Here is a 23,093-nt window from a genome sequence, read left to right on the forward strand (position 1 = left end):
TGCCCGCGCGGGCAAAGGGCCTCTCTATAATCGCCGGTTGGTTAGAAAAAGCCCCCGACGAGCCCCCCGTTATTGAGGACGCCATGAGCGCAGACCCGCACAACCAGGCCACAGAAGAAGCCCATACCGGCCCGATCAAGAACCCGAAGCAACTGCTGCTCGCGGTATTTTTCTCTTTCATCATTCCGATCCTGATCATCGTGGGCCTCGTGTCCTATGTGGTCTCGGGCACCAAGCCCGCCGGTACCGCGGAGGGCGACAACATGGCGCTCTACGGCGTGACCAAGGAATCGCGCGACCGTGAAGTGGCCGAGCGCCTCAAGAAGGTCGGCTCCATCGAGATCCGTGACGCCAACCGGCCGCTGGCCGCTGGCGAAGCCGTGTTCAAGGCCCAGTGCGTGGCCTGCCACGGCGCCCCCGGCATCCCCGGCGCCCCGCACCTGAACGACGCCGCAGCCTGGGGCCCGCGCATCGGCCAGGGCTACGCAACGCTGCTCGAGCACGCACTCAAGGGCAAGGGCGCGATGCCCGCCCAGGGCGGCGGCGACTTCGAAGACATCGAAATCGGCCGTGCCGTGGTGTACCTGGCCAACGCCGGTGGCGCCAAGTTCCCGGTGCCGGACCGTCCGGCAGCGGCTGCCGCGCCGGCCGAAGGTGCATCGGCTGCGGCCAGCGCGCCTGCCAAGTAAGCTGATCGACGGCGCCTCGCGCCCATGAAAAAACCGGCTCTCAGGCCGGTTTTTTTACGCCCGGACGATCCGGGTTGCTATCTTTTCAGTAGCTATACAGCCACGCCTGCATGGCGCTCTGCTGGGCTCAGCACATGGCCGAAGCGCCCCGGCAGGTCGGCCGCGCGCACCGGCTCCGGCGTCCAGACGCCCTGCTCCACGGCCTCGGCGGCGATGCCCACGTCCTGCGTGTGCACCAGCCCGAGCCCCGCCGGGGCCACGAGGTAGAGCCGGCCCTCTTCGTCGAGCAGGCAGCCCGACACCTCGGCCGGCGCGCCCGTGTGGGCCGTGACCGTGAAGGCGCCCGCGCCCTGCTGCGCCACGCGCCACACCAGCGGCGCCGCCTCCAGCTCGACATACACGCGCTGCGGCCCGTTCTGGAAGAACCACTGGCCGTCGGCGTCGTGCTCGTAGTTGCGGTGGATGAAGTCGATCAGCTTGTCGTGCCGCAGCATCGAGCCCTTGGCGCTGCGAAACGGGCCCTGCGCCTGCGTGCGGTCGTCGCGCATGTACCAGTTGCCGCGCGCGTCCAGGCCGAGCCAGCCGTAGCAGTGCGGCACGTTCGGCCACTTGGCCAATGCCTGTTTGACGATGTCATCCATGGGCCGTATTTTGCGCCTGCGTCGACGAGAGGTGGTGGGCCAGCCACCCTCCTACACGCTCGGGCATTCCGCCCACGTGCCCCGGCGGCAGGCCGAGCGGAAAGCCCACGTGGCCGCCACCCGCGGGCTGCCACAGCGTGACGTGCGACCCGACCTCCTTCGGCCCCGGCAGGCTGCGGGCCGGAATGAAGGGGTCGTTGCGTGCGTTCACCACCAGCGCGGGCACGCGGATCGCTCCCAGCAGCGGCTTGGACGAGCCGCGCGCCCAGTAGTCGTCGGTGTTGCGAAAGCCGTGCAGCGGGGCCGTGAACACGTCGTCGAAGTCGTAGAGATCGCGCGCGGCCATCAGCCTGTCGCGGTCGAACAGGCCGGGGAACTGCGCCAGCTTGGCCAGCGCCTTGGGTTTCATGGTCGCGAGGAACATGCGCGTGTAGACCAGCCGGTTGAAGCCGCGCCCGATCGCCTCGCCGCCCGCCGCCAGGTCGAGCGGCGCGCACACCGACGCCACCGCGTCGACCGAGGCCCGCGCGCTCTCGCCGGCCTCGCAGGCCCAGCGCAGCAGCGCATTGCCGCCCAGCGAGACGCCAGCCGCCAGCACCGGCCCGCCGCCGCCCTGCACCACGTGCTGCGCGTGCATGCGCCGCAGGATCCAGTCGATCTCCTCGTGGTCGCCCGAGTGGTAGGCGCGCGGCGCGAGGTTCAGCTCGCCGCTGCAGCCGCGAAAGTGCGGCACCGCGAAGGCCATGCCGCGCGCGGCGGCAAAGGCCGCGAAGGCCTCGGCGTAGTGGCTGCGCGACGAGCCCTCGAGCCCGTGGAACAGCACCAGCAGCGGTCGGGGGCCTGGCTGCGGCGCATCGGCGAAGTCGACGTCGATGAAGTCGCCGTCCGGCGCGGTCCAGCGCTCGCGGCGGTACACCGGCGCGGGCCCGTCGAAGCGGCGCGCGCACAGCGCGGCCCAGATGGTCTGCAGGTTGCCGCCGGGCAGCCAGCGCGGGGCGTCGTAGCCCATCGCATCGTGCGCGGCGGGCGACGCGGAATTCGGTGAGAAAGAGGAAGAAGGAAAGGGAGAGGCCATCGCTCGAAGCAGGACTCAGTGCAGGACCTGCGGTGGATCGTTCGCGTCGTCCGGCTCGCGCGCGCTGCCCGGGCTCGCGTGGTGCGCCACCATGCGCCAGCCCTGCGCGGTCTTGTGATACACGTTGGTGGCCAGCACGAAGGCATGGCGCGGCCCCTCGGCCGTGAGCACCTCGATGCGCTCCAGCACGTTGTGCACGGCGCTCGCCAGCGACTCGATCTTGCGCACGCGCGCCGGCGTCGCATGGATGGCGCCGTTGGCGAACATCTGCTCGAAGGCCGCGCGGATCGCCACCGCGCCCACCAGCCGCGGGCCGCCCGGGTGGACGCAGAACACCTCGTCCTCGTCGGCCCAGCAGGCCATCAGCGCATCGACATCGCCGCGTTGCAGCGCTTCGTAGAAGGCGGCCTCGACATCGTCGGCAGTGCCGCCGATGGCCGCGGCGGCGCGGAAAGGAGTCTTGGGCATGGCGGTGAAGGGCGAGAGCGAAGGGGGTAGGCCGGATTTTGCCCTGCCCATGTCACGGCCATGTGGCAGCAGGCGACCCGGCCGTGGGTGCTTCGGGCGCGGACGCGGGAATCAGCCACGCGCGCGCCACCGCCTCGGTGGCGCCCTGCGCGGCCTGCCACACCATCTCGGGCGCGGCCACGTGCACGCCGGGCGGCGCCACGCGCAGCGCGAGGTCGACCAGCTCGGCCATCTTGGGCGCGCGCACCGGCTGCTCGTTGGCCGGCACCATGAACCGCATGATCGACAGCATCCAGGCCGCGAGCCGCTCGCCGAGGTTGGCCAGGCGCACGTCGGCCGGCTTGCGCGCCGAGCGCAGCAGGATCAGGCGCTCGAAGTCGCAGGCGACCACGGCCTGCTCGTCGAGGCTGGCCAGCCCGCGCTTGAGCGCCTCGGGCAGCCGGCCGCGGTCGTGCGGCTGCACGATGGCCAGCGTGCGCACGCCGCTGGCGCGCAGCCAGCGCGCCAGTTCGGGCAGGTCGGCGGGCTCGGGGTGCCACAGCGCGCGCTCGCGGCCGTGGTACAGGCGCGGCGGGTCGAAGGCGACCACCGCGACATCGGCCGCGACCGGCGGCCACTGCGCGATCGGCAGCGCCCGGCACAGAACACTTTCGACGCCGGGCAGCCCGTCGTACATGGGCTCGCGCGCCAGCACGCGCGTGCGCTGGAAGCGGTGGCGGCCCGCGAGCCGGTGCAGCAGCTCCTGGCCCAACGCGCCGGTCGCACCTGCGATCAGCAGGGTGCCGGCGGGCGGCGCGGCCGCCGGCGGGACCGCGCGGTTCGCAGCTTGCAGGGCGTGGAGGGGATCGAGGGCCATGACCCCATCTATGCTAACTTCGGCCTCCTTCTGCGGAGGTAATGCAAATGATGATGAAGCGCTGGTTCCTGATTCTCGCGGCCGTCCTGTCCCTCAGCGGATGCGGCTACAACCAGTTCCAGTCCCTCGACGAGGCCAGCAAGTCGGCCTGGAGCGAGGTCCTCAACCAGTACCAGCGGCGTGCCGACCTCGTGCCGAACATCGTCGCCACCGTGAAGGGCGAAGCCAGCTTCGAGCAAGACACGCTCACCAAGGTGATCGAGGCGCGCGCCAAGGCCACCTCGATCCAGGTGACGCCCGAGACGCTCAACAACCCCGAAGCCTTCAACAAGTTCCAGCAGGCGCAGGGCGAACTCTCGTCGGCGCTGTCGCGGCTGATGGTGGTGTCGGAGCGCTACCCCGAGCTCAAGGCCAACCAGGCCTTCCGCGACCTGCGCGTGACGCTCGAGGGCACCGAGAACCGCATCACCGTGGCGCGCAACCGCTACATCGAGAGCGTGCAGGAGTACAACGTGCTCGCGCGCAGCTTCCCGACCAACCTCACGGCCATGGTCTTCAGCTACAAGCCCAAGGCGAATTTCTCGGTGCAGAACGAAGCCCAGATCTCGACGCCGCCCACGGTCGATTTCAGCGCCCCGAAGAAGTAAGAAGCGGCGCCGATGGCCGCAGCCCTGATCCGCCGCGCACTGGCAGCGATCTTCATCGCGGCCCTTGCATGGGTTGGCCTGCCCGCGCTGGCGCAGGGCCTGCTGCCGATCCCCACGCTCACGGCGCGCGTGATCGACCAGACCGGCACGCTCGACGCCGCGCAGCGCTCGGGCCTCGAAACCAAGCTCGCGGCCTTCGAGCAGCGCAAGGGCTCGCAGATCGTGGTGCTGATGGTGCCGACCACGGCGCCCGAAGACATCGCGAGCTACGCGCAGCGCGTGGGCGACGCCTGGAAGATCGGCCGCAAGGGCGTGGGCGACGGCCTCCTGGTCATCGTCGCCAAGGACGATCGCAAGATGCGCATCGCCACGGCCAAGACGCTCGAAGGCGCGGTGCCCGACCTCGCGGCCGTGCGCATCATCGACGAGGAGATGAAGCCGCGCTTTCGCAACAACGACTTCGCGGGCGGCCTGAACGCGGCGGTGGACCGGCTCATCGGCCTGGTCGACGGCGAGCCGCTGCCCGAGCCTTCGCGCAACAGCAGTAGCGGCAGCAGCAACGATGGCTTCGACTGGGAGAACCTCGCGATCTTCCTGTTCGTCGGTGTCTTCGTCGGCGCGCCGATCGCGCGCGCCATCCTGGGCAAGACGCTGGGCTCGGTCGCCATGGGCGGCGGCATCGGCGTGGTCGCGTTCTTCCTCACGACCAGCACCGTGATCGCGGTGATCGCCGGGATGATCGCGCTCATGGTCTCGCTGTTCTCGGGTCTCGCCGGCTTCGGTCCCGGCCGCGGCGGCCGAGGAGGCGGCGGCGGTGGCGGCTGGAGCAGCGGTGGGGGAGGCGGTGGCTGGGGCGGAGGCGGCGGGGGTGGCGGCGGCGGTTTCAGCTCCGGCGGCGGTGGCAATTTCGGCGGCGGCGGCGCCTCGGGAGACTGGTGAACGACATGGCAACTGCAGACCCCACGCTCCTCTCGAAGCTGGGCCGCATCTGGCGGCATCGCTGGACCGACGAAGCCGCGGTGCGCCGCGTGCTGCCGGCCGATGCACTGGAGCGCCTGGCCGGCCGCGTGGCCGCGAGCGAGCGGCGCCACAGTGGCGAGGTCCGCATCTGCGTCGAGGCCGGCCTGCCGATGTCCTACCTGTGGCGCCACGCGTCGCCGCGCGAACGCGCCGTCATGCTGTTCGGCAAGCTGCGCGTGTGGGACACCGCGCACAACAACGGCGTGCTGATCTACCTGCTGCTGGCCGAGCACGCCATCGAGATCGTGGCCGACCGCGGCATCGACGCGCATGTGGACAGCGCCGAATGGGCCGCGATGACGCAGCGCATGGGCACGGCCTTTCGCGAAGGCCGCTTCGAGGACGGCATCACGCTGGCGCTGGAAGAGGTGTCGGCGCTGCTGATGGCCCACTTCCCGCTGGCCGAGAACCAGCCCGACACCAACGAGCTGCCCGACGCGCCCGTGGTGCTCTGAGGCCCGGCGCCCTGCGCGCCTTGCAATCCAGACACACGGCCCTTATTTTTCGCGCATGACCGAATCCGAATCGCTGCACATCGTCTGCCCGCACTGCCACACGACCAACCGCGTGCGCACGGCGCAACTGGGCAGCGCGCCCGACTGCGGCAGCTGCCACCGTCCGCTGTTCACCGGCCATTCCACCGCACTGCCCGACGTGGCCACCTTCGATCGCCACATCGCGCGCAACGAGATCCCGGTGCTGGTCGATTTCTGGGCGCCCTGGTGCGGCCCGTGCCGCCAGATGGCGCCGGCCTATGAGCAGGCGGCGGCCCAGCTCGAACCGCAGGTGCGGCTGGCCAAGGTCGACACCGAGGCGGTGCAGGCACTGGGCGCGCGCTTCAACATCCGCAGCATCCCGACGCTGGCGCTGTTCAAGGGCGGGCGCGAGGTCGCACGGCAGGCCGGCGCGATGGGCGCGGCCGACATCGTGCGCTGGGTCAAGGCGAACGGCGCGGGCTGATCCGACCACCGGCCGCGCTCACTTGCGCGGCGGCATCTTCGCCATCGCGTCGAGCATGTTCATCTTCATGCCGTTGCCCATGACCATGTCGCCCGGCTTCTGGCCCGGCTTGCAGGGGCCGACCCATTTGGCGTCGACGACGCTCGTGCCTTCGGTGCGGCCCATCAGCGGCGGGCTGTAGGTCGACTTGCTTTCGACGCGGTAGGCGCTGCTGAAGTCGCCGCTCATCACGGCGCGCGAGGTCGCGGTGGTGGGGCCGATCTTGCAGACCGAGTCGATGACCAGCTTCACGCCTTCGAGGCGCAGGTCCTGCTTCGAGCACATGTCCTTGCCCATGCCCTGCCCCATCTCGCGCATCGCCTTGTCGGTGGCGGCGTCGATGCATTGCTGGATCGTCTGGCCCGACGCCTTGGCCGTGGCCGCGCCGCCCTCGCCGGTCTGGATTTCCCACAGGCCCGCCTTGCGTGCCGGGTAGTCGATGGCGAAGGCGGGGCCGGCCAGGAGGCAAGCAGCAGCGACGATGGAGAGCAGGCGAAAGGTCATGGCGGGCTCGGTGAACAGCGATGCCGCTTTGTACCGTCGGTGCCCGCGCGGCGGAATACCGCGATCGGTCTACGCCGCGGCCGGCGCCAGCGCCGCCGATGGGCGCTCGCGCAACGCGAAGCCCATCGCCAGACCCAGCCCGAGGCCACCCAGCACGTCGATCAGCACGTGCTGGCGCACGGCCATCGTCGAGTACACGATGGCCACGGCCCAGACGAGGTTGAGCAGCCGCAGCCAGCCCGGCGCGCCGGCTTCGCGCAACTGCCGCGCCAGCACGATGCAGGCGAAGACCGAGAACGACACATGCAATGAAGGAAAGGCGTTGCCCGCCGCATCGAAGGTCTTGAGGAAGTGCAGCGAGGAGCCCGGCGCGGCCTCGATCGCGAAGTTCGGGATCGCCGTCGGCATCCACCAGAACACGGCCAGCGCGATCGCCGTCATCACCGCGCAGCCGATGGCGATGGTGTTCAGCTCGCGCCGGTCCTTGGCCAGCAGCACCGGCAGCGCGATGTAGGCCCACAGCGTGAGGTACACGGGCAGCATCGCCGGCCAGAATGCAATCAGCCGGTCGACGGCCGTGAGCGGCAGCACCCACGCCGGTCCGGCGTGGTGCATGACCCAGAAGTACAGCGGGAAGAAGCCCAGCGTGGCGACGGTGTTGCCGGCCAGCTTGAGCAGCCACAGCGTCCGGCAGCGCTGCCAGAGGGCGCGCGGCCATGAAGGCTGAGGCGAAGGGGCGTCGAAAGAAGATGGGGAGTGCGTCATGGCGGCCGCTGGTGCCGCGGCCTCGCCTCGTTTCAACGAGGCCCGTGCGCGGCTACCAGGGCGTCCACTTTAATTCGCTTCCAGCCGATGCCACCGTGCACTCGATGAAGCGCACGCCGCGCGCACCGTCTTCCACGCGCGGATAGTCGGCCGCGAGCGGATCGGCCACCTGCCCCGCGAGCCGCGCGCGGATGTCCGCCGCCACGCCCGCGTAGACGTTCGCAAACGCCTCGATGAAGCCTTCGGGATGGCCGGCCGGCAGGCGGCTCGCGCGCCGCGCCGACTCGCACAGCCAGGGCGCGCCGCGCGTGAGCACGCGCCGAGGCCCGTCGTGCGGCAGGTGCACGAGCTGGCTCGGCTGCTCCTGGCGCCATTCAAGCGTGCCCAGCGTGCCGGAGACGCGCAGGCGCAGGTCGTTCTCCAGCCCGGTGTTGATCTGCGAGGCCACCAGCACGCCGCGCGCACCGCCTTTGAAGCGCAGCAGCAGGCTGCCGTCGTCGTCGAGCAGGCGGCCCGGCACCAGCGCGCCGAGGTCGGCGCACAGGCTTTCGATCTCCAGGCCGGTGACGGTAGCCACGAGGTTCTCGGCGTGCGAGCCGATGTCACCGATGGCGCCGGCCGCGCCGCTGCGCGCGGGGTCGGTGCGCCAGTCGGCCTGCTTGTTGCCGCCCGCGGCTTCCACGTGGCTGGCGAGCCAGCCCTGGTTGTATTCGACGACGACCTTGCGGACCTCGCCGATCTGGCCCGTGCGCACCATCTCGCGCGCCTGCCGCACCATCGGGTAGCCGGTGTAGTTGTAGGTCACGCCGAACACCGTGCCCTGCTTGGTCACGGTGGCGACCAACGCATCGGCCTGCGCGCGCGTGTGCACCAGCGGCTTGTCGCACACCACGTGGAAGCCCGCTTCCGCGAAGGCCTGCGCCACGGGGTAGTGCACATGGTTGGGCGTGACGATCGAGACGAAGTCGATGCGCTCATCGGCCGGGCGCTTCAGCTCGTCAGCCAGCAGCGCCTGCCAGTCGCCGTGGTTGCGGTCGTCGGCCAGGCCGAGGTCGCGGCCCGAGGCGCGCGCCTTGTCCGGGCTCGACGACAGCGCGCCGGCGACCAGCGCGATCTGGCCGTCGAGCGCCATGGCCTTGCGGTGCACGGCGCCGATGAAGGCGTCGCGACCGCCGCCGACCATGGCGCAGCGCAGGGGACGTGAAGCGATCTCGGTCACCTTAGAACGGCGAGTTCGGGTGGTAGAAATCCTTGGCGTTCTCTTTGGTGATCAGCACCGACGGAATGATCGTCGTCGCCGGCAGCTTCTCGCCTTTCAGGCGTGCCTCGGCCGTGAGCTTAATTGCGTCGTAGATGAACTTGGGCGAGTAGCTCACGTCGGCCGTGATGCGCTTGTCCTTGCCGTCCATGATGGTCTTGACCATGTCCTTGGCGCCCGCGCCGCCGAACACGATCTTGATGTCGTCGCGCTTGGCCTGCGAGATGGCCTTGAGCACGCCCACGGCCATGTCGTCGTCGGCCGCCCAGATGGCGTCGATGCTCTTGAAGCGCGTCAGGTAATCCTGCGTGACCTTGAAGGCGTCGTCGCGGTTCCAGTTGGCGTACTTGGCGTCGAGCAGCTTGATGTCGGGGCTGCCCTTGAGCACGGCGTTGAAGGCGTCCATGCGCTCGTTGTCGAGCGTGGTCGCGATGCCGCGCAGCGCCACCACATTGCCCTTGCCGCCGAGCTGCTTGACGATGTACTCGGCCGGGATCTTGCCGAAGGCCGTGTTGTCGCCGGCCACGTACGCGTCCTGCGCGCTGGTGTCGGTCAGGCCGCGGTCGACCACGGTGACGTACGCGCCCTTGGCCTTGACCTGCGCGACCGGCTTGGTGAGCGCGGCCGATTCGAACGGGAACACGACGAGCGCGTTGATCTTGGTGACCGTCGACAGGTCCTGCAGCTGGTTGGCCTGCTCTGGCGCATTGGCGGCCGTCTTGATCGTGATCTTCAGGTCCTTGTGCTGCTTCTCGAGGTCCTTCTTCGCCTGGTTGGCCCAGTAGTTGATGCCGCCCATGAAGCTGTGCGTGGCCGCGGGAATCGACACGCCGAGGTTGACCTTGTCCGCGGCAAGCGCGGGCAGGCTGGCGGCGAACGCTGCGGTGGCAACCGCCGTGAGCGCGAGGCGTCGGGTGAAAGTCGTCATGCTGGATGTCTCCTCTTGGGTGGTGGAACGGGAACGGAACGAACGAACAACGAAAAACTAGCGGCGGCCGCGCTGCAGGAACGCGACGACGATGATCACGAAGCCCTGCACCGCAGCGTTCAGGTACACGCTGATGATGCTGGTGAGGTTCAGGATGTTGCTGATGACCGAGAGCAGGATCGCGCCCACCACCGTGCCGGTGATGCTGCCCGCGCCGCCCTTCAATGCGGTGCCGCCGACGATCACCGCGGCAATGGCTTCGAGCTCCCACAGCAGGCCCGTGGTCGGCGAGGCCGAGCCCAGGCGCGGCACGTACAGCAGCGTGGCAATGCCCACGCACACGCCGAGCAGCACGTAGGTGAGGATCTTCACGCGGTCGACATCGACGGCCGCATAGCGCGCCACCTGCTCGTTGGAACCGATGGCTTGCACATAGCGCCCGTAGGCCGTGCGGTTCAGGATGACGCCGCCGATGATCGCGACGATCACGAACACCCACACCGGCACCGGGATGCCCGCGAGGCTGGCGTAGTACACGGGCGCATAGAGATCGGACAGCTCGTTGTCGAGCGTGAGCGCGCCGCCATCGGCAAAGTACGTGAGGTACGCGCGGAAGATGCCCAGCGTGCCCAGCGTCACGATGAAGGGCTCGATGCGCCCCTTGGTGATGAGCAGGCCGTGCGCCAGGCCGAACAGCGCGCCGAGCACCACGGCGAGCACCGCGCCCATCATCACCGCCATCAGCGGCGAGCCCGAGGCGGGGCCGGCCCAGTTGATGAACATGATCACGCTGCCCGCGATGAGCGCGGCCATCGAGCCCACCGACAGGTCGATGCCGCCCGAGATGATCACGAAGCACATGCCCACCGCGATGATGCCGATGAAGGCCGTGCGCGTGAGCACGTTCATCGCGTTGTCGACGGTCGCGAAGTCGCTGTTGAGCAGCGTGCCCGCGATGCACAGCAGCACGAGGCCGATGACCGGGCCGAGGCCGTGCAGGCGCTCGGTCCAGCGCGGCTTGGCCTCGCTGCGATGCGCTGCTGCCGCGGTGACGGCCGCTTCAGGCTGCGGTGGAGGTGTCTGCAGTTCCGGTGGCATGAGCGATGAGCTCCTCTTCAGTCAGGTGGGTCGCGTCGAGCGTGGCAACGAGCCGGCCCGCGCGCATCACCGCGACGCGGTGGCACAGGCCGATCAGTTCCATCAGCTCGGACGAGACGACGATCACCGCGAGGCCTTCGCGGGCGAGTCGCTGGATCAGGAAATAGATGTCGCGCTTGGCGCCGATGTCCACGCCGCGCGTAGGCTCGTCGAGCACCACCACCTTGGGCTGCGGCTGCAACACCTTGGCGAGCGCGAGCTTCTGCTGGTTGCCGCCCGACAGCGACGAGGCCCGCACGTCGAGCGAGCCGGTGCGGATGCCGTAGTCCTTCACCGCCTCGCCGAGCGCCGCGCGTTCCGCGTCGGGCTTCAGCCAGGGCTGCGCGTAGCGTTCGAGCGCCATCAGCGTGAGGTTCTGGCGCAGGCCGAAGTGCACGTGCAGGCCCTTGCCCTTGCGGTCTTCGCTGAGGTAGGTGAGGCCGTGCTTGGCGGCATCGCGCGGGTTGCGCCAGCCCTTGCCGTGCGGCACGGGCTCGCCGCGCATCTCGACCGTGCCGCTCGCGGGTCGCAGCCCGAGCAGGCCTTCGAAGAGTTCAGTGCGGCCCGCGCCGACGAGGCCCGCGAAGCCGAGGATCTCGCCGGGGCGCACCTCGAAGCTCGCGTCCTGCGCCCAACCGGGCACGCTGAAGTTGCGCACGCGCAGGGCCGGCTTGTCGGCGGCCACGACGAGGTCGCGCGGCGGGTACAGGTCGGCGAGTTCGCGGCCCACCATGAGGTTGGCCATCTGCTGGCGCGAGACCTCGGGCGTCGGTGCGCGCGCCACGAAGCGGCCATCGCGCATCACGATCACCTCGTCGGTGACCTGCTCCACCTCGTCGAGCTTGTGCGAGATGTAGACGATGGTCACGCCGTCGGCGCGCAGCTGCGCGATGAGCTTGAACAGGCGCTCGGTCTCGCCGGGCGTGAGCGTGGCGGTGGGCTCGTCCATGACGAGCAGGCGCGCGCGACGGGCGATGGCCTTCGCGATCTCGACGAGCTGCTTCTCGGCGACGATGAGGCGACGCACCTTGGTGCGCGGGTCGATGGCCAGGCCCACGGCGGCGAGCGCGGCGGCGGCATCGCGCTCCATCGCGGCGTCGTCGAGCAGGAACCCCTTCTTTTTCTCGTGGCCCAGGAAGATGTTCTGCGCCACGCTGAGGTCTTCGGCGAGGTTGAACTCCTGGTGGATGAGCACGATGCCCAGCGCCTCGGCATCGCGCGAGCTCGTGAAGCTTTGCGGCTGGCCGTTGATGCGCAGCGTGCCGCTGGTCAGCGACTCGTAGCCCGACAGGATCTTCATGAGCGTGGACTTGCCCGCGCCGTTCTCGCCGAGCAGGCCGTACACGCGCCCTGGCGCGAGCGCGAAGCTCACGCCGTGCAGCACCTGCACGGGGCCGAAGGCCTTCACCACGCCGTCGAACTCGACGGCCACGCTGCCCTTGGTTGCCACGGCGTTCGTCATGGCGCCACCCCGCGGGCCTTGAGCGTTTCCTGCATCGCCAGCACACCCGCGCCGACCAGGCCGCCCTGCGTGCCCAGCGGCGTGTACTGGATCTCCAGGTGCCGCGTCGACAGCGCGAGCGAGCGCTGGTAGACGCTCTGGCGCACCGCTGCAAGAAACAGCGGCCCGATGCGCGTGATGCCGCCGCCGATGAACACGTGCGAGGGATTGAAGAAGTTGACGACCGACGCGAGCATCTGCCCGATCAGGCTGCCCGCGCGCTGGATGATGGCGTTGGCCGCTGGGTCGCCGCCGCGGCTGGCCTGCCCCACGTCGAAGGCATCGATGCGCCCGCGCGCGCGCAGGCACTCGGCGAGCGTCGCGCTTTCGCCGGCTTCGGCGGCCTGCATCGCCATGCGCGTTATCGCGGGGCCGGCCGCCATCGCCTCGACGCAGCCCAGGTTGCCGCAATGGCAGCGCGGGCCCTCCTGGTCGACGCAGATGTGGCCCACGTCGCCGGCCGAGCCGGCCGCGCCGCGGTACACCTCACCGTGGCAGACGATGCCGCAGCCGATGCCCGTACCGATCTTGATCACGAGGAAATTGGAGAGCGAGCGCCGCAGCCGCCACAGCTCGCCGAGCGCCATCAGGTTGACGTCGTTGTCGACGAACACGGGCGCCGCATAGTCCTCGCGCAGGTAGTCGCGGATCGAGAAGCTGTCCCAGGCCGGCATGAGCGGCGGGTTCACGAGCTGGCCGATCTCGAAGTTGACGGGGCCGGGCACGCCGATGCCGATGCCCAACACGTTCCGTGGGCCCTGCCCGCAGCGAGCCAGCAGTTCGCGCATCAGCACGCGCACGCGCGCCAGCACCACGGCCGGGCCTTCGCGCACGTCGGCAGCTTCCTCGTGCTGGGCCAGCACCGTGAGGTCGGGGCGCAGCACCGCGACGTCCAGGCTGGTGGCGCCGATGTCGATGCCGACGAGCACGCCGAGTTCGGCATTGAGCTGGAGGTTTTCGGCGCGGCGACCGCCCGAGGAGCGCTGCAGGCCGGCCTCGGCCAGCAGGCCCTGGTCGACCAGGCCGGCGATGAGCGCGTTGGCCTTGCTCTTGGAGAAGCCCAGCTGCTCGGCCATGGCATGGCGAGAGCCGCCGGCCGACCAGAAGGTCGATTCCAGCAACCGCATTTCGTCGGTCGTGATGCCGCTCCAGGGTGCCACGCGTGTTGTCTCCGCTCTTCTTGTGGGAAAGGCGCCGGTCAAAAAGCACCGGTCGCCGGGCGAAGGCAAATACTAGGAGGGCATCTTCAGCCGGGCAAGGCTGAACTTCGACCTATTTCAGATCGAATGCACCTTCATCCTGGCTCGGACGGACGAAAAAAAGCCGCCCGGAGGCGGCTTTTTCTTGGCTTCTGCCCGAGGGCAGCGGCTTTTTTGATTTACTTCTTTTGGCGGTACTTGCGCAGCGCAGCGATCTGCGCAGCCATCACGGCCAGTTCCGACTGCGCCATCGCGATGTCGATGTCGCTCTTCGCGTTCTTCAGCGCTTCCTCGGCGGCCGCCTTGGCCTTGTTGGCCTTCTCGTCGTCGAGGTCCTTGCCGCGGATCGCGGTGTCGGACAGCACGGTGACGGCGTCGGGCTGCACTTCGAGGATGCCACCGGCCACGAAGACGAACTCTTCGCCGCCGTCGGCCGTCTCGATGCGCACGGCGCCGGGGCGGATGCGCGTGATCAGCGGCGTGTGACGCGGATAGATGCCGAGCTCACCGGCTTCACCGGGCAGCGCGACGAACTTGGCTTCGCCCGAGAAGATCGACTCTTCCGCGCTGACCACGTCGACGTGAATGGTGTTTGCCATCTGAGTTCCCATGCCGCCTTAGGCGACCTTCTTGGCTTTTTCGAACGCTTCGTCGATGGTGCCGACCATGTAGAACGCTTGTTCCGGCAGGTGGTCGGCTTCGCCGTTCACGATCATCTTGAAGCCGCGGATGGTTTCCGACAGCGGCACGTACTTGCCCGGCGAACCCGTGAACACTTCGGCCACGTGGAACGGCTGCGACAGGAAACGCTGGATCTTGCGGGCGCGGGCCACGGCGAGCTTGTCGTCGGGAGCCAGTTCGTCCATGCCCAGAATCGCGATGATGTCGCGCAGTTCCTTGTAGCGCTGCAGCGTGCCTTGCACGGCGCGGGCCACGTTGTAGTGCTCTTCGCCGACCACGTTCGGGTCGAGCTGGCGCGAGGTCGAGTCCAGCGGGTCCACGGCGGGGTAGATACCCAGCGAAGCGATGTCACGCGACAGCACCACGGTCGAGTCCAAGTGGGCGAAGGTCGTGGCGGGCGACGGGTCGGTCAAGTCGTCGGCAGGGACGTACACGGCCTGGATCGAGGTGATCGAGCCGACCTTGGTCGACGTGATCCGCTCTTGCAGACGGCCCATTTCTTCGGCCAGCGTCGGCTGGTAGCCCACTGCGGAAGGCATGCGGCCCAGCAGAGCCGACACTTCGGTACCGGCCAGCGTGTAGCGGTAGATGTTGTCCACGAAGAACAGCACGTCACGGCCTTCGTCGCGGAACGACTCGGCGATGGTCAGGCCGGTCAGGGCCACGCGCAGACGGTTGCCCGGGGGCTCGTTCATCTGGCCGTAGACCATGGCGACCTTGGAGTCTTCGAGCTTCTCGAGGTTCACGACGCCGGAGTCAGCCATCTCGTGATAGAAGTCGTTGCCTTCACGGGTACGTTCACCCACACCGGCGAACACCGACAGACCCGAGTGGGCCTTGGCGATGTTGTTGATGAGTTCCATCATGTTCACGGTCTTGCCCACGCCGGCACCACCGAACAGGCCCACCTTGCCGCCCTTGGCGAACGGGCACACCAGGTCGATCACCTTGATGCCGGTTTCCAGCAGGTCTTGCGACGGCGACAGTTCGTCGTACGCGGGAGCCTTGCGGTGGATGGAGGCGGTCAGCGTCTGGTCGACCGGACCACGCTCGTCGATGGGCGCGCCCAGCACGTCCATGATGCGGCCCAGCGTCGCCTTGCCCACGGGCACGGTGATGGGGGCTTGCGTGTTGGTCACGATCAGGCCGCGGCGCAGGCCGTCGGAAGAACCCAGCGCAATCGTGCGGACCACGCCGTCGCCGAGCTGCTGCTGGACTTCGAGCGTCAGTGCGCTGCCTTCGAACTTGAGGGCGTCGTAGATCTTGGGCATCTTGTCGCGCGGGAATTCCACGTCGACCACAGCGCCAATACACTGAACGATCTTGCCTTGAACTGCTTCTGCTTGAGCCATGTCTGCTCCGATAAAAATTTAAATCTGTTGAGGTCCGAAGGGCTCAGACACCGGCGGCCGCCGCAGCGCCCGAAACGATTTCCGAGAGCTCCTTGGTGATGCCGGCCTGGCGGGTCTTGTTGTAGACCAGCTTCAGCTCGCTGATCACATTGCCTGCGTTGTCGGTGGCGGCCTTCATGGCCACCATCCGCGCCGAATGCTCGGACGCCATGTTTTCTGCCACGCCCTGGTAGACCAGCGACTCGACATAGCGGACCAGCAGCTCGTCGATCACGCTTTGCGCATCGGGCTCGTAGATGTAGTCCCACGAGTGCTGGCCTTCCTCGACTTGCAGCGAGTCCGCGGCCAGCGGCAGCAGCTGCTCGACGAGCGGCTCCTGCTTGATCGTGTTGATGAACTTCGTGTAGCACAGGTACACGGCCGAGAGCTTGCCTTCCGCGTAAGCGTCCAGCAGCGTCTTGACCGGGCCGATGAGCTTGTCCAGATGCGGCGTGTCACCCAGGTGGGTGACGTGCGCCACCACGCGGGCACCGATGCGGTTCAGGAAGCCCAGGCCCTTGCTGCCGATGGCGACCGACTCGATCGCCACGCCGGCCGACTGCGCTTCGCGCAGCTTGGCCGTCACGGCGCGCAGCAGGTTGGTGTTCAAGCCACCGCACAGGCCCTTGTCGCTCGTCACGATGATGAAGCCGATCGCCTTGGCGTCGTTCTTCTTCATGAAGGCGTGCGTGTACTCGGGATTCGCCTTGCCAAGGTTCGCCGCGATGTTGCGGATCTTCTCGCTGTAGGGGCGTGCGGCACGCATGCGCTCTTGCGCCTTGCGCATCTTGGAAACCGAGACCATTTCCATGGCCTTGGTGATCTTCTTGGTGTTCTCCACCGATTTGATCTTGCCGCGGATTTCCTTACCAGCTGCCATATGAGCTCCTTCTTGCGTCGGTCAAAAGATCGCTCAGGCGAACGACTTCTTGAACGAGGTGGCTGCTGCCAGCAGTTCGGCTTCGGCGTCCTGGCACACCTTCTTGAAGGCCTGCTTTTCCGCGCTGTCGTCCGGCTTGGCCGGCTTGACGTCCCACTTGGCACCATGCTTTTCCATGGTTTCGAGCAGGGCGGCGTGGCTCGTCTTCAGCAGCTGGTGAAAGCCGTGTTCGAACGGGAGCACCTTCTTGACGTCGATGTCGTCCATGAAGCCCTTGTTCACTGCGAACAGCGTGGCATTCATCAGCGAGATCGGCAGCGGGCTGTACTGGGTCTGCTTGAGCAGTTCCGTCACGCGCGCACCGCGGTCGAGTTGCTTGCGGGTCGCTTCGTCCAGGTCGGAAGCGAACTGCGCGAACGCGGCCAGTTCACGGTACTGGGCCAGGTCGGTACGGATACCGCCCGACTGGTTCTTGATCAGGTTGGTCTGCGCCGACGAACCCACGCGCGACACCGAGATACCGGCGTTGATGGCGGGACGGATGCCGGCGTTGAACAGGCTGGTTTCCAGGAAGATCTGGCCGTCGGTGATCGAGATCACGTTGGTCGGAACGAAGGCGGACACGTCGCCGGCTTGCGTTTCGATGATCGGCAGTGCCGTCAGCGAACCGGTCTTGCCCTTGACTTCACCCTTGGTGAAGGCTTCGACGTAGTCGGCGTTCACGCGGGCTGCGCGCTCCAGCAGACGGCTGTGGAGATAGAACACGTCGCCGGGGTAGGCTTCGCGGCCTGGCGGGCGGCGCAGCAGCAGCGACACCTGGCGGTAGGCCACGGCTTGCTTGGACAGGTCGTCATAGACGATCAGGGCGTCCTGGCCGCGGTCGCGGAAGTACTCGCCCATCGTGCAGCCCGAGTAGGCCGACACGTACTGCATGGCAGCCGATTCGGAAGCCGATGCGGCCACCACGATGGTGTAGTCCATCGCGCCGGCTTGTTCCAGCGAGCGCACCACGTTCTTGATCGACGAAGCCTTCTGGCCGATCGCAACGTAGACGCAGGTCATGTTCTGACCCTTCTGGTTGATGATCGCGTCGATCGCCACGGCGGTCTTGCCGGTCTGGCGGTCACCGATGATCAGCTCGCGCTGGCCACGGCCGACGGGCACCATCGAGTCGATCGACTTCAGGCCGGTCTGCATCGGCTGGTCCACGGACTTCCGTGCGATCACGCCCGGAGCGACCTTTTCGATCACGTCGGTCATCTTGGCGTTGATCGGACCCTTGCCGTCGATCGGCTGGCCCAGTGCGTTCACCACGCGGCCGATGAGCTCGGGGCCCACGGGCACTTCCAGGATGCGGCCCGTGCACTTGACGGTGTCGCCTTCGGAGATGTGCTCGTACTCGCCCAGAATCACGGCGCCGACCGAGTCGCGCTCGAGGTTCAGCGCCAGGCCGAACGACGGCGTGCCGTCAGCCGTGGGCGGGAATTCCAGCATTTCGCCTTGCATCGCGTCCGACAGGCCGTGCACGCGCACGATGCCGTCGGTCACCGAGACCACGGTGCCCTGGTTGCGGATGTCGGCGCTGACGCCAAGGCCTTCGATACGGCTCTTGATCAGTTCGGAAATTTCTGCGGGATTGAGTTGCATGACTCTTTCCTTCTTTCAATAAATAGGGCCAACCGCGGCTCGCCGCCTCAGGCGGTGAGCGCTGCTTTCATTTGTTCGAGACGCGCCTTGACGGAGGTGTCGAGGACTTCGTCCCCCACCACCACACGGATGCCGCCGATCAGCGAAGGATCGGATTCCACACGCGTGTTCAGCGGGCGACCGAAACGGCGCTGCAGTGCCACGGCGACCTCGGCGAGACTCGCCGCGTCGATCGGGAAGGCGCTGTAGATCACCGCGTCGGCCGTGCCGCCCTTGGCGTTCTTGAGCTCGCGGTACTGGGCCGCGACTTCAGGCAATGCAGCAAGCCGGCCGTTGTCGATCACCGTGCGCAGGAAGTTCTTGCCGGTGTCCGGCAAGGCTTGCGGCAGCAGACCGGAGATCAGATCGAAGATCTGTTCCGGCGACACCTTCGGGTCGGCAGCGAACTGCAGGAGCTGCGGATCGGCAGTGATGGCGGCCAGCTGGCCGATCCATCCGGCCGTGCCTTCGAGGTCGCTCGAAGTAGCCCCGAAGAGCGCGTCCGCGTAGGGGCGGGCAATGGTCGCAAGTTCGGCCATATCGTCCTCAGAGCTCGGTCTTCAGGCGCTGGAGCAGGTCGGCGTGGACACCGGCGTTGACTTCCTTGCGGAGAATCTGCTCGGCACCCTTGACGGCCAGCGCAGCAACCTGCTCACGCAGGGCTTCACGGGCACGCACGGACTGCTGTTCGGCTTCGGCGTGCGCGTCGGCCACGATCTTGTTGGCCTCCACCGTTGCACGGCCCTTGGCCTCTTCGATGATCTGCTGGGCGCGGCGCTCGGCATCGGCCAGGCGGCTGGTGGTCTCGTTGCGAGACTGAACCAGTTCCTGCTCGACGCGCTGGTTGGCGGAAGCGAGTTCAGCCTTGGCCTTCTCGGCGGCCGCCAGGCCCGCAGCGATCTTTTGTGCGCGTTCATCCAAAGCCTTCGCGATGGGCGGCCACACGAATTTCATCGTGAACAGCACCAGCAGCAGGAAGACGATGGCCTGAACGAACAGGGTCGCGTTGATACTCACGGCAACACCTTTCTGGAGTGGCGTTGAACCGGCTTACTTGGGCAGGTTGGCCAGCAGGGTCGCGGCGAACGGGTTGGCGAAGGCGAACAGCAGGGCGATGGCCACGCCGATCAGGAAGGCCGCGTCGATCAGACCAGCCAAGATGAACATCTTGGTCTGCAGGTCGTTCATGAGCTCAGGTTGACGGGCCGACGATTCCAGGAACTTGCCACCCATCAGCGCGATGCCGATGGAAGCACCGATGGCGCCGAGACCGACGATCAGACCACAAGCGAGAGCGACGAGACCGAGAATGTTTTCCATGATGACTCCTTAGAACAGATTTAAAGCAAACGAAAAGAAAAAGGGAAACTCAATGCGCCTCATGCGCCTGGCCCAGATAGATCAGGGTCAGCATCATGAAGATGAAAGCCTGCAGCGTGATCACCAGGATGTGGAAGATCGCCCAGACAGTGCCGGCAATGATGTGCCCGATGGGCAGCAACACACCGGAGAACGAGGCCGCCATGGCACCGCCCATGAGGGCGATGAGCATGAAGACGAGCTCGCCCGCATACATGTTGCCGAACAACCGCATGCCGTGCGAGACCGTCTTGGCCAGGTACTCGATGACCTGCATCAGCAGGTTGACGGGCCACAGCAGAGGGTGGGCACCGAAGGGCGCGGTGATCAGCTCGTGGCCCCAGCCGCCCAGGCCCTTGACCTTGACGCTGTAGAAGAGGCACAGGAGCAGCACGGAAGTGGAAAGACCGAGCGTGGTCGAGAGGTCGGCGGTCGGCACGGCACGCATGTAGGCGTGGTGCGGATCGTGGCCCAGTGCCGAGTAGACCTGGGTCCAGATGGCCGGCAGCAGGTCGACCGGCAGCATGTCCATCGCGTTCAGCAGGAAGATCCAGACGAACACGGTGAGCGCCAGCGGGGCGATGAACTTGCGGCTCGCGGCGTTGTGCACGTTGGCCTTGGCCTGGTTGTCGACCATCTCGACCAGGATCTCGACCGCCGCCTGGAAACGGCCGGGCACGCCGGGCGTTGCCTTGCGGGCAGCCAGCCACAGCACGAAGCAGCCCAATGCGCCGATGATCAGCGCGTAGAGCACCGAGTCGAGGTTGATGACGTTGAAGTCAACAATGGCGGATTGAACGACGGGCTTGAGGCTCCAGTCGACTTGCCAGTGCTGGAGGTGGTGAACGATGTATTCACTCGCGGTCGGGGCGTGTCCTTCGGCGGCCATCTTTCAGCGTCTCTCTTCCAAAACAGTCAAATCCGGTTCAAAAATTTGGGCCGCACCAACAGTGCCACCCAGTACATCTTCATGGCGACCACCACGCCAGCCACCACGCCAGCCACCATGGCCAGCCAGACGAGCCCCCCGATCAGCCACGGCGCCGCGGCCAGCAAGGCAACGGTCAGCGCGATCTTGATCATCTCCCACACAAAAAACCTCAACATGACAGCCTGCGACGGCATGCCCGGTTTGCGCCGGACACCGCGGATAAACAAGGCCGCGGGGATCGCTACTGTCATGGCTCCGTAAAACGCCGAGATCGCAGCCTCGGATCGCGCCGTCCAGATCCACGCCAGGCAAGCTACCACCACGCCTGCAGCCACTTGGGCTGCGATCACCCACCAGGGTGACAGCTCGGGGTTTTGCTCGCGCAACTTCTGGGCCTCTTCGGCCGTCAGTGGCTTGAAATCGGATTCTTCGGCGTCAACCTCAGGGACAGGGGCGTTGGTTGTCATTCGAATGCACCCCGTGTTTGTCCCCGGAGAATTTTACAAAGCCATTGATTATAAGTAAAACCTAGCGGGGTCCCGCCATAACGTGACACTTCGTCGACAGTTCTGCACCGAGTGTGGCGTCCGCCCATAATTTGCGGATGCAAGACATCACCTCGGCACTGCCCGACACGCCGTGCTTTCTCAACGGCGAATTCACCCCCCTGCGCGACGCGAAGATCAGCGTCCTCGACCGCGGCTTCATCTTCGGCGACGGCATCTACGAAGTGATCCCCGTCTACTTCGGCGTGCCCTTCTGCTTCGATGAACACATCGCGCGCCTCGAACGTTCGCTGGCCGAGCTGCAGATCGACAACCCCTACTCGCGCGACGAATGGCGCGCCATCGCGACGCAGCTTGCCGCACCGCAGGGCAAGGCACCGCAGGCGATCTACTTCCAGGTCTCGCGCGGCGTGGCACCACGCGACCACGTGATGGTGCGCGGCCTGCGCCCCACCGTGTTCGCGATGGTGAACCCCCTGCCGCCCGTGGCCGATGCGGTGCGCGCCAAGGGCGTGACCTGCGTCACCGCCGACGATTTCCGCTGGCAGAAGGCCCACATCAAGAGCACCAGCCTGCTGGGCGCGGTGCTCGCACGGCAGATCAGCGTCGAGGCCGGAGCGACCGAGACCGTGATGTTCCGCGGCGAGTGGCTCAGCGAGGCCTCGTCGAGCAACGTGTGGATCGTGAAGGACGGCACGCTCGTCGCCCCCCCCAAGGACAACCTCGTGCTGACCGGCATCCGCTACGGCCTGCTCGAACGCCTGTGCCAGGACAGCGGCATTCCCTTCGCGCTGCGGCGCGTGTCGCGCGACGAGGTGTTCGGCGCCGACGAGCTGCTGCTGTCCTCGGCCACCAAGGAAGTGTTGCCCGTTGTCACACTCGATGGCCAGACCATTGGCAATGGCCATCCCGGCCCCATCTACCAGAGCTTGTATGCCGCCTACCAACAGGCCAAGCAACGCAACGCCGACGCGCCAGGAGCCACCGCATGACCGACACCCCGACCCCCACCGACACCGCATCGATCCCCGATCCGCGCAAGGAATCGCTGATCGAGTACCCCTCGCAGTTCCCCATCAAGGTGATGGGCGCGAAGGTCGACGGCTTCGTGCACGCCATCACGCAGATCGCCGAGCGCTTCGACCCGGCCTTCGACGCCACCACGGTCGAGCTGCGCGACAGCAAGGCCGGCAACTACCTGGGCGTGACCATCACCGTCACCGCCACCAGCCGCGAACAGCTCGACGACCTCTACCGCGCCCTGTCCGCGCACCCGATGGTGAAAGTCGTTCTTTGACGCCCCTCGAAGCGCAGTGGCTCGGCCGGGCCGACTACCTCGCCACCTACGCGGCGATGCAGCGCTTCACGCAGGAGCGCACGCCCGAGACGCCCGACGCGCTATGGATCTGCGAGCACGACCCCGTGTTCACGCAGGGGCTGGCGGGCAAGACCGACCACATCCTGGCCCCCGGCCCGATCCCGGTCGTGCAGACCGACCGGGGCGGGCAGGTCACCTTCCACGGCCCCGGCCAGGTGGTGGCCTACCCGCTCATCGACCTGCGGCGCGCGGGCTACTACGTCAAGGAATACGTCTACCGCATCGAGGAATCGGTGCTGCGCACGCTCGCCCACTTCGGCGTGACGGGCCACCGCGTGGCGGGCGCGCCGGGCATCTACGTGCGCCTGGACGACCCGTTCTCGCACGCCGCCCTCACCGGCCCGATGCCCGGCGCCGACCCGTTCCGGGGCCTGGGCAAGATCGCCGCGCTGGGCATCAAGGTGAGCCGCCACGCCACCTACCACGGTGTGTCGCTCAATGTCGCGATGGACCTCGAACCCTTCTCGCGCATCAACCCTTGCGGCTACGCGGGGCTGCAAACGGTCGACCTTTCTACAATCGGCGTCCAAACCACATGGGAAGAAGCCGCCAAAGTGCTGAGCCAAAAGCTCGGGGCTTTCCTGGCTCCTTGAC

28 protein-coding genes are annotated in these 23,093 nt (G+C 67.3%); 8 read left to right on the plus strand and 20 right to left on the minus strand.

The annotated features are described in order from the left end of the window. Positions 1 to 83: 83 nt before the first annotated feature. Positions 84 to 689 carry a cytochrome c5 family protein gene (locus tag ACAM52_RS30795; protein ID WP_369645418.1) on the plus strand — a complete coding sequence of 202 codons (606 nt, stop codon included), beginning with the start codon at positions 84 to 86 and terminating at the stop codon, positions 687 to 689. A gap of 92 nt (positions 690 to 781) precedes the next feature. Here ACAM52_RS30795 and ACAM52_RS30800 read toward each other — a convergent pair whose 3' ends face one another. From ACAM52_RS30800 to ACAM52_RS30815, 4 genes are all read right to left on the minus strand, one after another. Next, positions 782 to 1,330 carry a DUF2946 family protein gene (locus ACAM52_RS30800; protein WP_369645419.1) on the minus strand — a complete coding sequence of 183 codons (549 nt, stop codon included), beginning with the start codon at positions 1,328 to 1,330 and terminating at the stop codon, positions 782 to 784. Then, the gene (locus tag ACAM52_RS30805) at positions 1,323 to 2,339 is read right to left on the minus strand and encodes a YheT family hydrolase (RefSeq protein WP_369645420.1); all 1,017 of its coding nucleotides are present in this window, start codon (positions 2,337 to 2,339) and stop codon (positions 1,323 to 1,325) included. The genes ACAM52_RS30800 and ACAM52_RS30805 overlap by 8 nt, the downstream gene beginning before the upstream one ends. 81 nt (positions 2,340 to 2,420) lie before the next feature. Further along, positions 2,421 to 2,873 (minus strand): nuclear transport factor 2 family protein, encoded by a 453-nt coding sequence (locus ACAM52_RS30810; protein ID WP_062481770.1) that lies wholly within the window; start codon positions 2,871 to 2,873, stop codon positions 2,421 to 2,423. Positions 2,874 to 2,925: 52 nt separating this feature from the next. Beyond that, positions 2,926 to 3,729 carry a hypothetical protein gene (locus ACAM52_RS30815; protein ID WP_369645421.1) on the minus strand — a complete coding sequence of 268 codons (804 nt, stop codon included), beginning with the start codon at positions 3,727 to 3,729 and terminating at the stop codon, positions 2,926 to 2,928. A 47-nt stretch (positions 3,730 to 3,776) separates the two neighbouring features. On the opposite strand from ACAM52_RS30815, the gene ACAM52_RS30820 reads away from it, so the two are divergent. Genes ACAM52_RS30820 through trxC form a run of 4 tightly spaced genes read left to right on the plus strand, consistent with a single transcriptional unit; the run spans position 3,777 to position 6,356 of the window. Further along, entirely contained in the window at positions 3,777 to 4,376 is a 600-nt protein-coding gene (locus tag ACAM52_RS30820; RefSeq protein WP_180288586.1) for a LemA family protein, read from the plus strand. A 12-nt stretch (positions 4,377 to 4,388) separates the two neighbouring features. After that, positions 4,389 to 5,315: a YgcG family protein gene (locus ACAM52_RS30825; RefSeq protein WP_369645422.1), complete on the plus strand. Its 927-nt coding sequence runs from the start codon at positions 4,389 to 4,391 to the stop codon at positions 5,313 to 5,315. 5 nt (positions 5,316 to 5,320) lie between these two features. Beyond that, positions 5,321 to 5,851, plus strand: coding sequence for a TPM domain-containing protein (locus ACAM52_RS30830; RefSeq protein WP_369645423.1), 531 nt, complete (start codon positions 5,321 to 5,323; stop codon positions 5,849 to 5,851). Positions 5,852 to 5,906: 55 nt separating this feature from the next. Next, positions 5,907 to 6,356 (plus strand): thioredoxin TrxC, encoded by a 450-nt coding sequence (gene trxC / locus ACAM52_RS30835; RefSeq protein WP_070063801.1) that lies wholly within the window; start codon positions 5,907 to 5,909, stop codon positions 6,354 to 6,356. Between the two features lie 18 nt (positions 6,357 to 6,374). Here trxC and ACAM52_RS30840 read toward each other — a convergent pair whose 3' ends face one another. The 16 genes from ACAM52_RS30840 to ACAM52_RS30915 all read right to left on the minus strand — a co-directional run bounded on the left by ACAM52_RS30840 (position 6,375) and on the right by ACAM52_RS30915 (position 21,082). Continuing rightward, entirely contained in the window at positions 6,375 to 6,899 is a 525-nt protein-coding gene (locus ACAM52_RS30840; protein WP_369645424.1) for a DUF3617 domain-containing protein, read from the minus strand. A 69-nt stretch (positions 6,900 to 6,968) separates the two neighbouring features. Beyond that, positions 6,969 to 7,664, minus strand: a complete 696-nt coding sequence (locus ACAM52_RS30845) for a phosphatase PAP2 family protein (RefSeq protein WP_369645425.1) — start codon at positions 7,662 to 7,664, stop codon at positions 6,969 to 6,971. A 52-nt stretch (positions 7,665 to 7,716) separates the two neighbouring features. Continuing rightward, on the minus strand, positions 7,717 to 8,883 hold the full coding sequence (locus tag ACAM52_RS30850) for a Gfo/Idh/MocA family protein (protein WP_369645426.1): 1,167 nt from the start codon (positions 8,881 to 8,883) through the stop codon (positions 7,717 to 7,719). A 1-nt stretch (position 8,884) separates the two neighbouring features. Further along, on the minus strand, positions 8,885 to 9,850 hold the full coding sequence (locus ACAM52_RS30855; RefSeq protein WP_139705524.1) for a substrate-binding domain-containing protein: 966 nt from the start codon (positions 9,848 to 9,850) through the stop codon (positions 8,885 to 8,887). Between the two features lie 57 nt (positions 9,851 to 9,907). After that, positions 9,908 to 10,948 (minus strand): ABC transporter permease, encoded by a 1,041-nt coding sequence (locus ACAM52_RS30860; protein ID WP_307696707.1) that lies wholly within the window; start codon positions 10,946 to 10,948, stop codon positions 9,908 to 9,910. Then, the gene (locus ACAM52_RS30865) at positions 10,911 to 12,449 is read right to left on the minus strand and encodes a sugar ABC transporter ATP-binding protein (protein WP_369645427.1); all 1,539 of its coding nucleotides are present in this window, start codon (positions 12,447 to 12,449) and stop codon (positions 10,911 to 10,913) included. Before ACAM52_RS30865 ends, ACAM52_RS30860 begins: the two co-directional genes overlap by 38 nt. Continuing rightward, on the minus strand, positions 12,446 to 13,615 hold the full coding sequence (locus ACAM52_RS30870; protein ID WP_369647805.1) for an ROK family protein: 1,170 nt from the start codon (positions 13,613 to 13,615) through the stop codon (positions 12,446 to 12,448). The genes ACAM52_RS30865 and ACAM52_RS30870 overlap by 4 nt, the downstream gene beginning before the upstream one ends. 251 nt (positions 13,616 to 13,866) lie before the next feature. Then, complete coding sequence (locus ACAM52_RS30875; RefSeq protein ID WP_062480186.1) at positions 13,867 to 14,286, minus strand: F0F1 ATP synthase subunit epsilon; 420 nt, start codon at positions 14,284 to 14,286, stop codon at positions 13,867 to 13,869. 18 nt (positions 14,287 to 14,304) lie between these two features. Next, positions 14,305 to 15,720: a F0F1 ATP synthase subunit beta gene (gene atpD, locus ACAM52_RS30880; RefSeq protein ID WP_062480184.1), complete on the minus strand. Its 1,416-nt coding sequence runs from the start codon at positions 15,718 to 15,720 to the stop codon at positions 14,305 to 14,307. 43 nt (positions 15,721 to 15,763) lie between these two features. Then, positions 15,764 to 16,639 (minus strand): F0F1 ATP synthase subunit gamma, encoded by an 876-nt coding sequence (gene atpG / locus ACAM52_RS30885; protein WP_062480182.1) that lies wholly within the window; start codon positions 16,637 to 16,639, stop codon positions 15,764 to 15,766. A 33-nt stretch (positions 16,640 to 16,672) separates the two neighbouring features. Continuing rightward, complete coding sequence (atpA, locus tag ACAM52_RS30890; protein WP_062480180.1) at positions 16,673 to 18,286, minus strand: F0F1 ATP synthase subunit alpha; 1,614 nt, start codon at positions 18,284 to 18,286, stop codon at positions 16,673 to 16,675. 47 nt (positions 18,287 to 18,333) lie between these two features. Further along, positions 18,334 to 18,864, minus strand: a complete 531-nt coding sequence (locus tag ACAM52_RS30895; RefSeq protein ID WP_062480178.1) for a F0F1 ATP synthase subunit delta — start codon at positions 18,862 to 18,864, stop codon at positions 18,334 to 18,336. Between the two features lie 7 nt (positions 18,865 to 18,871). Next, positions 18,872 to 19,342 carry a F0F1 ATP synthase subunit B gene (locus ACAM52_RS30900; protein ID WP_062480176.1) on the minus strand — a complete coding sequence of 157 codons (471 nt, stop codon included), beginning with the start codon at positions 19,340 to 19,342 and terminating at the stop codon, positions 18,872 to 18,874. 33 nt (positions 19,343 to 19,375) lie between these two features. After that, positions 19,376 to 19,645, minus strand: a complete 270-nt coding sequence (gene atpE / locus ACAM52_RS30905; protein WP_056576471.1) for a F0F1 ATP synthase subunit C — start codon at positions 19,643 to 19,645, stop codon at positions 19,376 to 19,378. A gap of 49 nt (positions 19,646 to 19,694) precedes the next feature. Beyond that, complete coding sequence (atpB, locus tag ACAM52_RS30910) at positions 19,695 to 20,573, minus strand: F0F1 ATP synthase subunit A (RefSeq protein ID WP_095747009.1); 879 nt, start codon at positions 20,571 to 20,573, stop codon at positions 19,695 to 19,697. Positions 20,574 to 20,599: 26 nt separating this feature from the next. Further along, positions 20,600 to 21,082, minus strand: coding sequence for an ATP synthase subunit I (locus ACAM52_RS30915; protein WP_369645428.1), 483 nt, complete (start codon positions 21,080 to 21,082; stop codon positions 20,600 to 20,602). Positions 21,083 to 21,219: 137 nt separating this feature from the next. On the opposite strand from ACAM52_RS30915, the gene ACAM52_RS30920 reads away from it, so the two are divergent. The 3 genes from ACAM52_RS30920 to lipB are packed head-to-tail and all read left to right on the plus strand — an operon-like array spanning position 21,220 to position 23,092. Beyond that, positions 21,220 to 22,113, plus strand: coding sequence for a D-amino acid aminotransferase (locus ACAM52_RS30920; protein ID WP_369645429.1), 894 nt, complete (start codon positions 21,220 to 21,222; stop codon positions 22,111 to 22,113). Beyond that, positions 22,110 to 22,418 carry a YbeD family protein gene (locus ACAM52_RS30925; protein ID WP_159279646.1) on the plus strand — a complete coding sequence of 103 codons (309 nt, stop codon included), beginning with the start codon at positions 22,110 to 22,112 and terminating at the stop codon, positions 22,416 to 22,418. Before ACAM52_RS30920 ends, ACAM52_RS30925 begins: the two co-directional genes overlap by 4 nt. Before the next feature lie 56 nt (positions 22,419 to 22,474). Further along, positions 22,475 to 23,092, plus strand: coding sequence for a lipoyl(octanoyl) transferase LipB (gene lipB, locus ACAM52_RS30930; protein ID WP_235926976.1), 618 nt, complete (start codon positions 22,475 to 22,477; stop codon positions 23,090 to 23,092). Position 23,093: the final 1 nt, after the last annotated feature.

This window comes from Variovorax sp. V118 (genome assembly GCF_041154445.1).
GTDB classification, from domain to species: domain Bacteria; phylum Pseudomonadota; class Gammaproteobacteria; order Burkholderiales; family Burkholderiaceae_C; genus Variovorax; species Variovorax boronicumulans.

What these genes read in the sequence shown, in the direction of transcription:
- ACAM52_RS30830 (WP_369645423.1), top strand. Translation starts at nt 5,321, where the DNA reads ATGGCAACTGCAGACCCCACGCTCCTCTCGAAGCTGGGCCGCATCTGG.
- ACAM52_RS30855 (WP_139705524.1), bottom strand. Translation starts at nt 9,850, where the DNA reads ATGACGACTTTCACCCGACGCCTCGCGCTCACGGCGGTTGCCACCGCA.
- ACAM52_RS30815 (WP_369645421.1), bottom strand. Translation starts at nt 3,729, where the DNA reads ATGGCCCTCGATCCCCTCCACGCCCTGCAAGCTGCGAACCGCGCGGTC.
- ACAM52_RS30805 (WP_369645420.1), bottom strand. Translation starts at nt 2,339, where the DNA reads ATGGGCTACGACGCCCCGCGCTGGCTGCCCGGCGGCAACCTGCAGACC.
- atpE (WP_056576471.1), bottom strand. Translation starts at nt 19,645, where the DNA reads ATGGAAAACATTCTCGGTCTCGTCGCTCTCGCTTGTGGTCTGATCGTC.
- ACAM52_RS30875 (WP_062480186.1), bottom strand. Translation starts at nt 14,286, where the DNA reads ATGGCAAACACCATTCACGTCGACGTGGTCAGCGCGGAAGAGTCGATC.
- lipB (WP_235926976.1), top strand. Translation starts at nt 22,475, where the DNA reads ATGCAGCGCTTCACGCAGGAGCGCACGCCCGAGACGCCCGACGCGCTA.
- ACAM52_RS30920 (WP_369645429.1), top strand. Translation starts at nt 21,220, where the DNA reads ATGCAAGACATCACCTCGGCACTGCCCGACACGCCGTGCTTTCTCAAC.
- atpD (WP_062480184.1), bottom strand. Translation starts at nt 15,720, where the DNA reads ATGGCTCAAGCAGAAGCAGTTCAAGGCAAGATCGTTCAGTGTATTGGC.
- atpG (WP_062480182.1), bottom strand. Translation starts at nt 16,639, where the DNA reads ATGGCAGCTGGTAAGGAAATCCGCGGCAAGATCAAATCGGTGGAGAAC.
- ACAM52_RS30870 (WP_369647805.1), bottom strand. Translation starts at nt 13,615, where the DNA reads ATGCGGTTGCTGGAATCGACCTTCTGGTCGGCCGGCGGCTCTCGCCAT.
- ACAM52_RS30825 (WP_369645422.1), top strand. Translation starts at nt 4,389, where the DNA reads ATGGCCGCAGCCCTGATCCGCCGCGCACTGGCAGCGATCTTCATCGCG.
- trxC (WP_070063801.1), top strand. Translation starts at nt 5,907, where the DNA reads ATGACCGAATCCGAATCGCTGCACATCGTCTGCCCGCACTGCCACACG.
- ACAM52_RS30795 (WP_369645418.1), top strand. Translation starts at nt 84, where the DNA reads ATGAGCGCAGACCCGCACAACCAGGCCACAGAAGAAGCCCATACCGGC.
- ACAM52_RS30845 (WP_369645425.1), bottom strand. Translation starts at nt 7,664, where the DNA reads ATGACGCACTCCCCATCTTCTTTCGACGCCCCTTCGCCTCAGCCTTCA.
- ACAM52_RS30915 (WP_369645428.1), bottom strand. Translation starts at nt 21,082, where the DNA reads ATGACAACCAACGCCCCTGTCCCTGAGGTTGACGCCGAAGAATCCGAT.
- ACAM52_RS30925 (WP_159279646.1), top strand. Translation starts at nt 22,110, where the DNA reads ATGACCGACACCCCGACCCCCACCGACACCGCATCGATCCCCGATCCG.
- atpB (WP_095747009.1), bottom strand. Translation starts at nt 20,573, where the DNA reads ATGGCCGCCGAAGGACACGCCCCGACCGCGAGTGAATACATCGTTCAC.
- ACAM52_RS30810 (WP_062481770.1), bottom strand. Translation starts at nt 2,873, where the DNA reads ATGCCCAAGACTCCTTTCCGCGCCGCCGCGGCCATCGGCGGCACTGCC.
- ACAM52_RS30860 (WP_307696707.1), bottom strand. Translation starts at nt 10,948, where the DNA reads ATGCCACCGGAACTGCAGACACCTCCACCGCAGCCTGAAGCGGCCGTC.
- ACAM52_RS30820 (WP_180288586.1), top strand. Translation starts at nt 3,777, where the DNA reads ATGATGATGAAGCGCTGGTTCCTGATTCTCGCGGCCGTCCTGTCCCTC.
- ACAM52_RS30865 (WP_369645427.1), bottom strand. Translation starts at nt 12,449, where the DNA reads ATGACGAACGCCGTGGCAACCAAGGGCAGCGTGGCCGTCGAGTTCGAC.
- ACAM52_RS30800 (WP_369645419.1), bottom strand. Translation starts at nt 1,330, where the DNA reads ATGGATGACATCGTCAAACAGGCATTGGCCAAGTGGCCGAACGTGCCG.
- atpA (WP_062480180.1), bottom strand. Translation starts at nt 18,286, where the DNA reads ATGCAACTCAATCCCGCAGAAATTTCCGAACTGATCAAGAGCCGTATC.
- ACAM52_RS30840 (WP_369645424.1), bottom strand. Translation starts at nt 6,899, where the DNA reads ATGACCTTTCGCCTGCTCTCCATCGTCGCTGCTGCTTGCCTCCTGGCC.
- ACAM52_RS30895 (WP_062480178.1), bottom strand. Translation starts at nt 18,864, where the DNA reads ATGGCCGAACTTGCGACCATTGCCCGCCCCTACGCGGACGCGCTCTTC.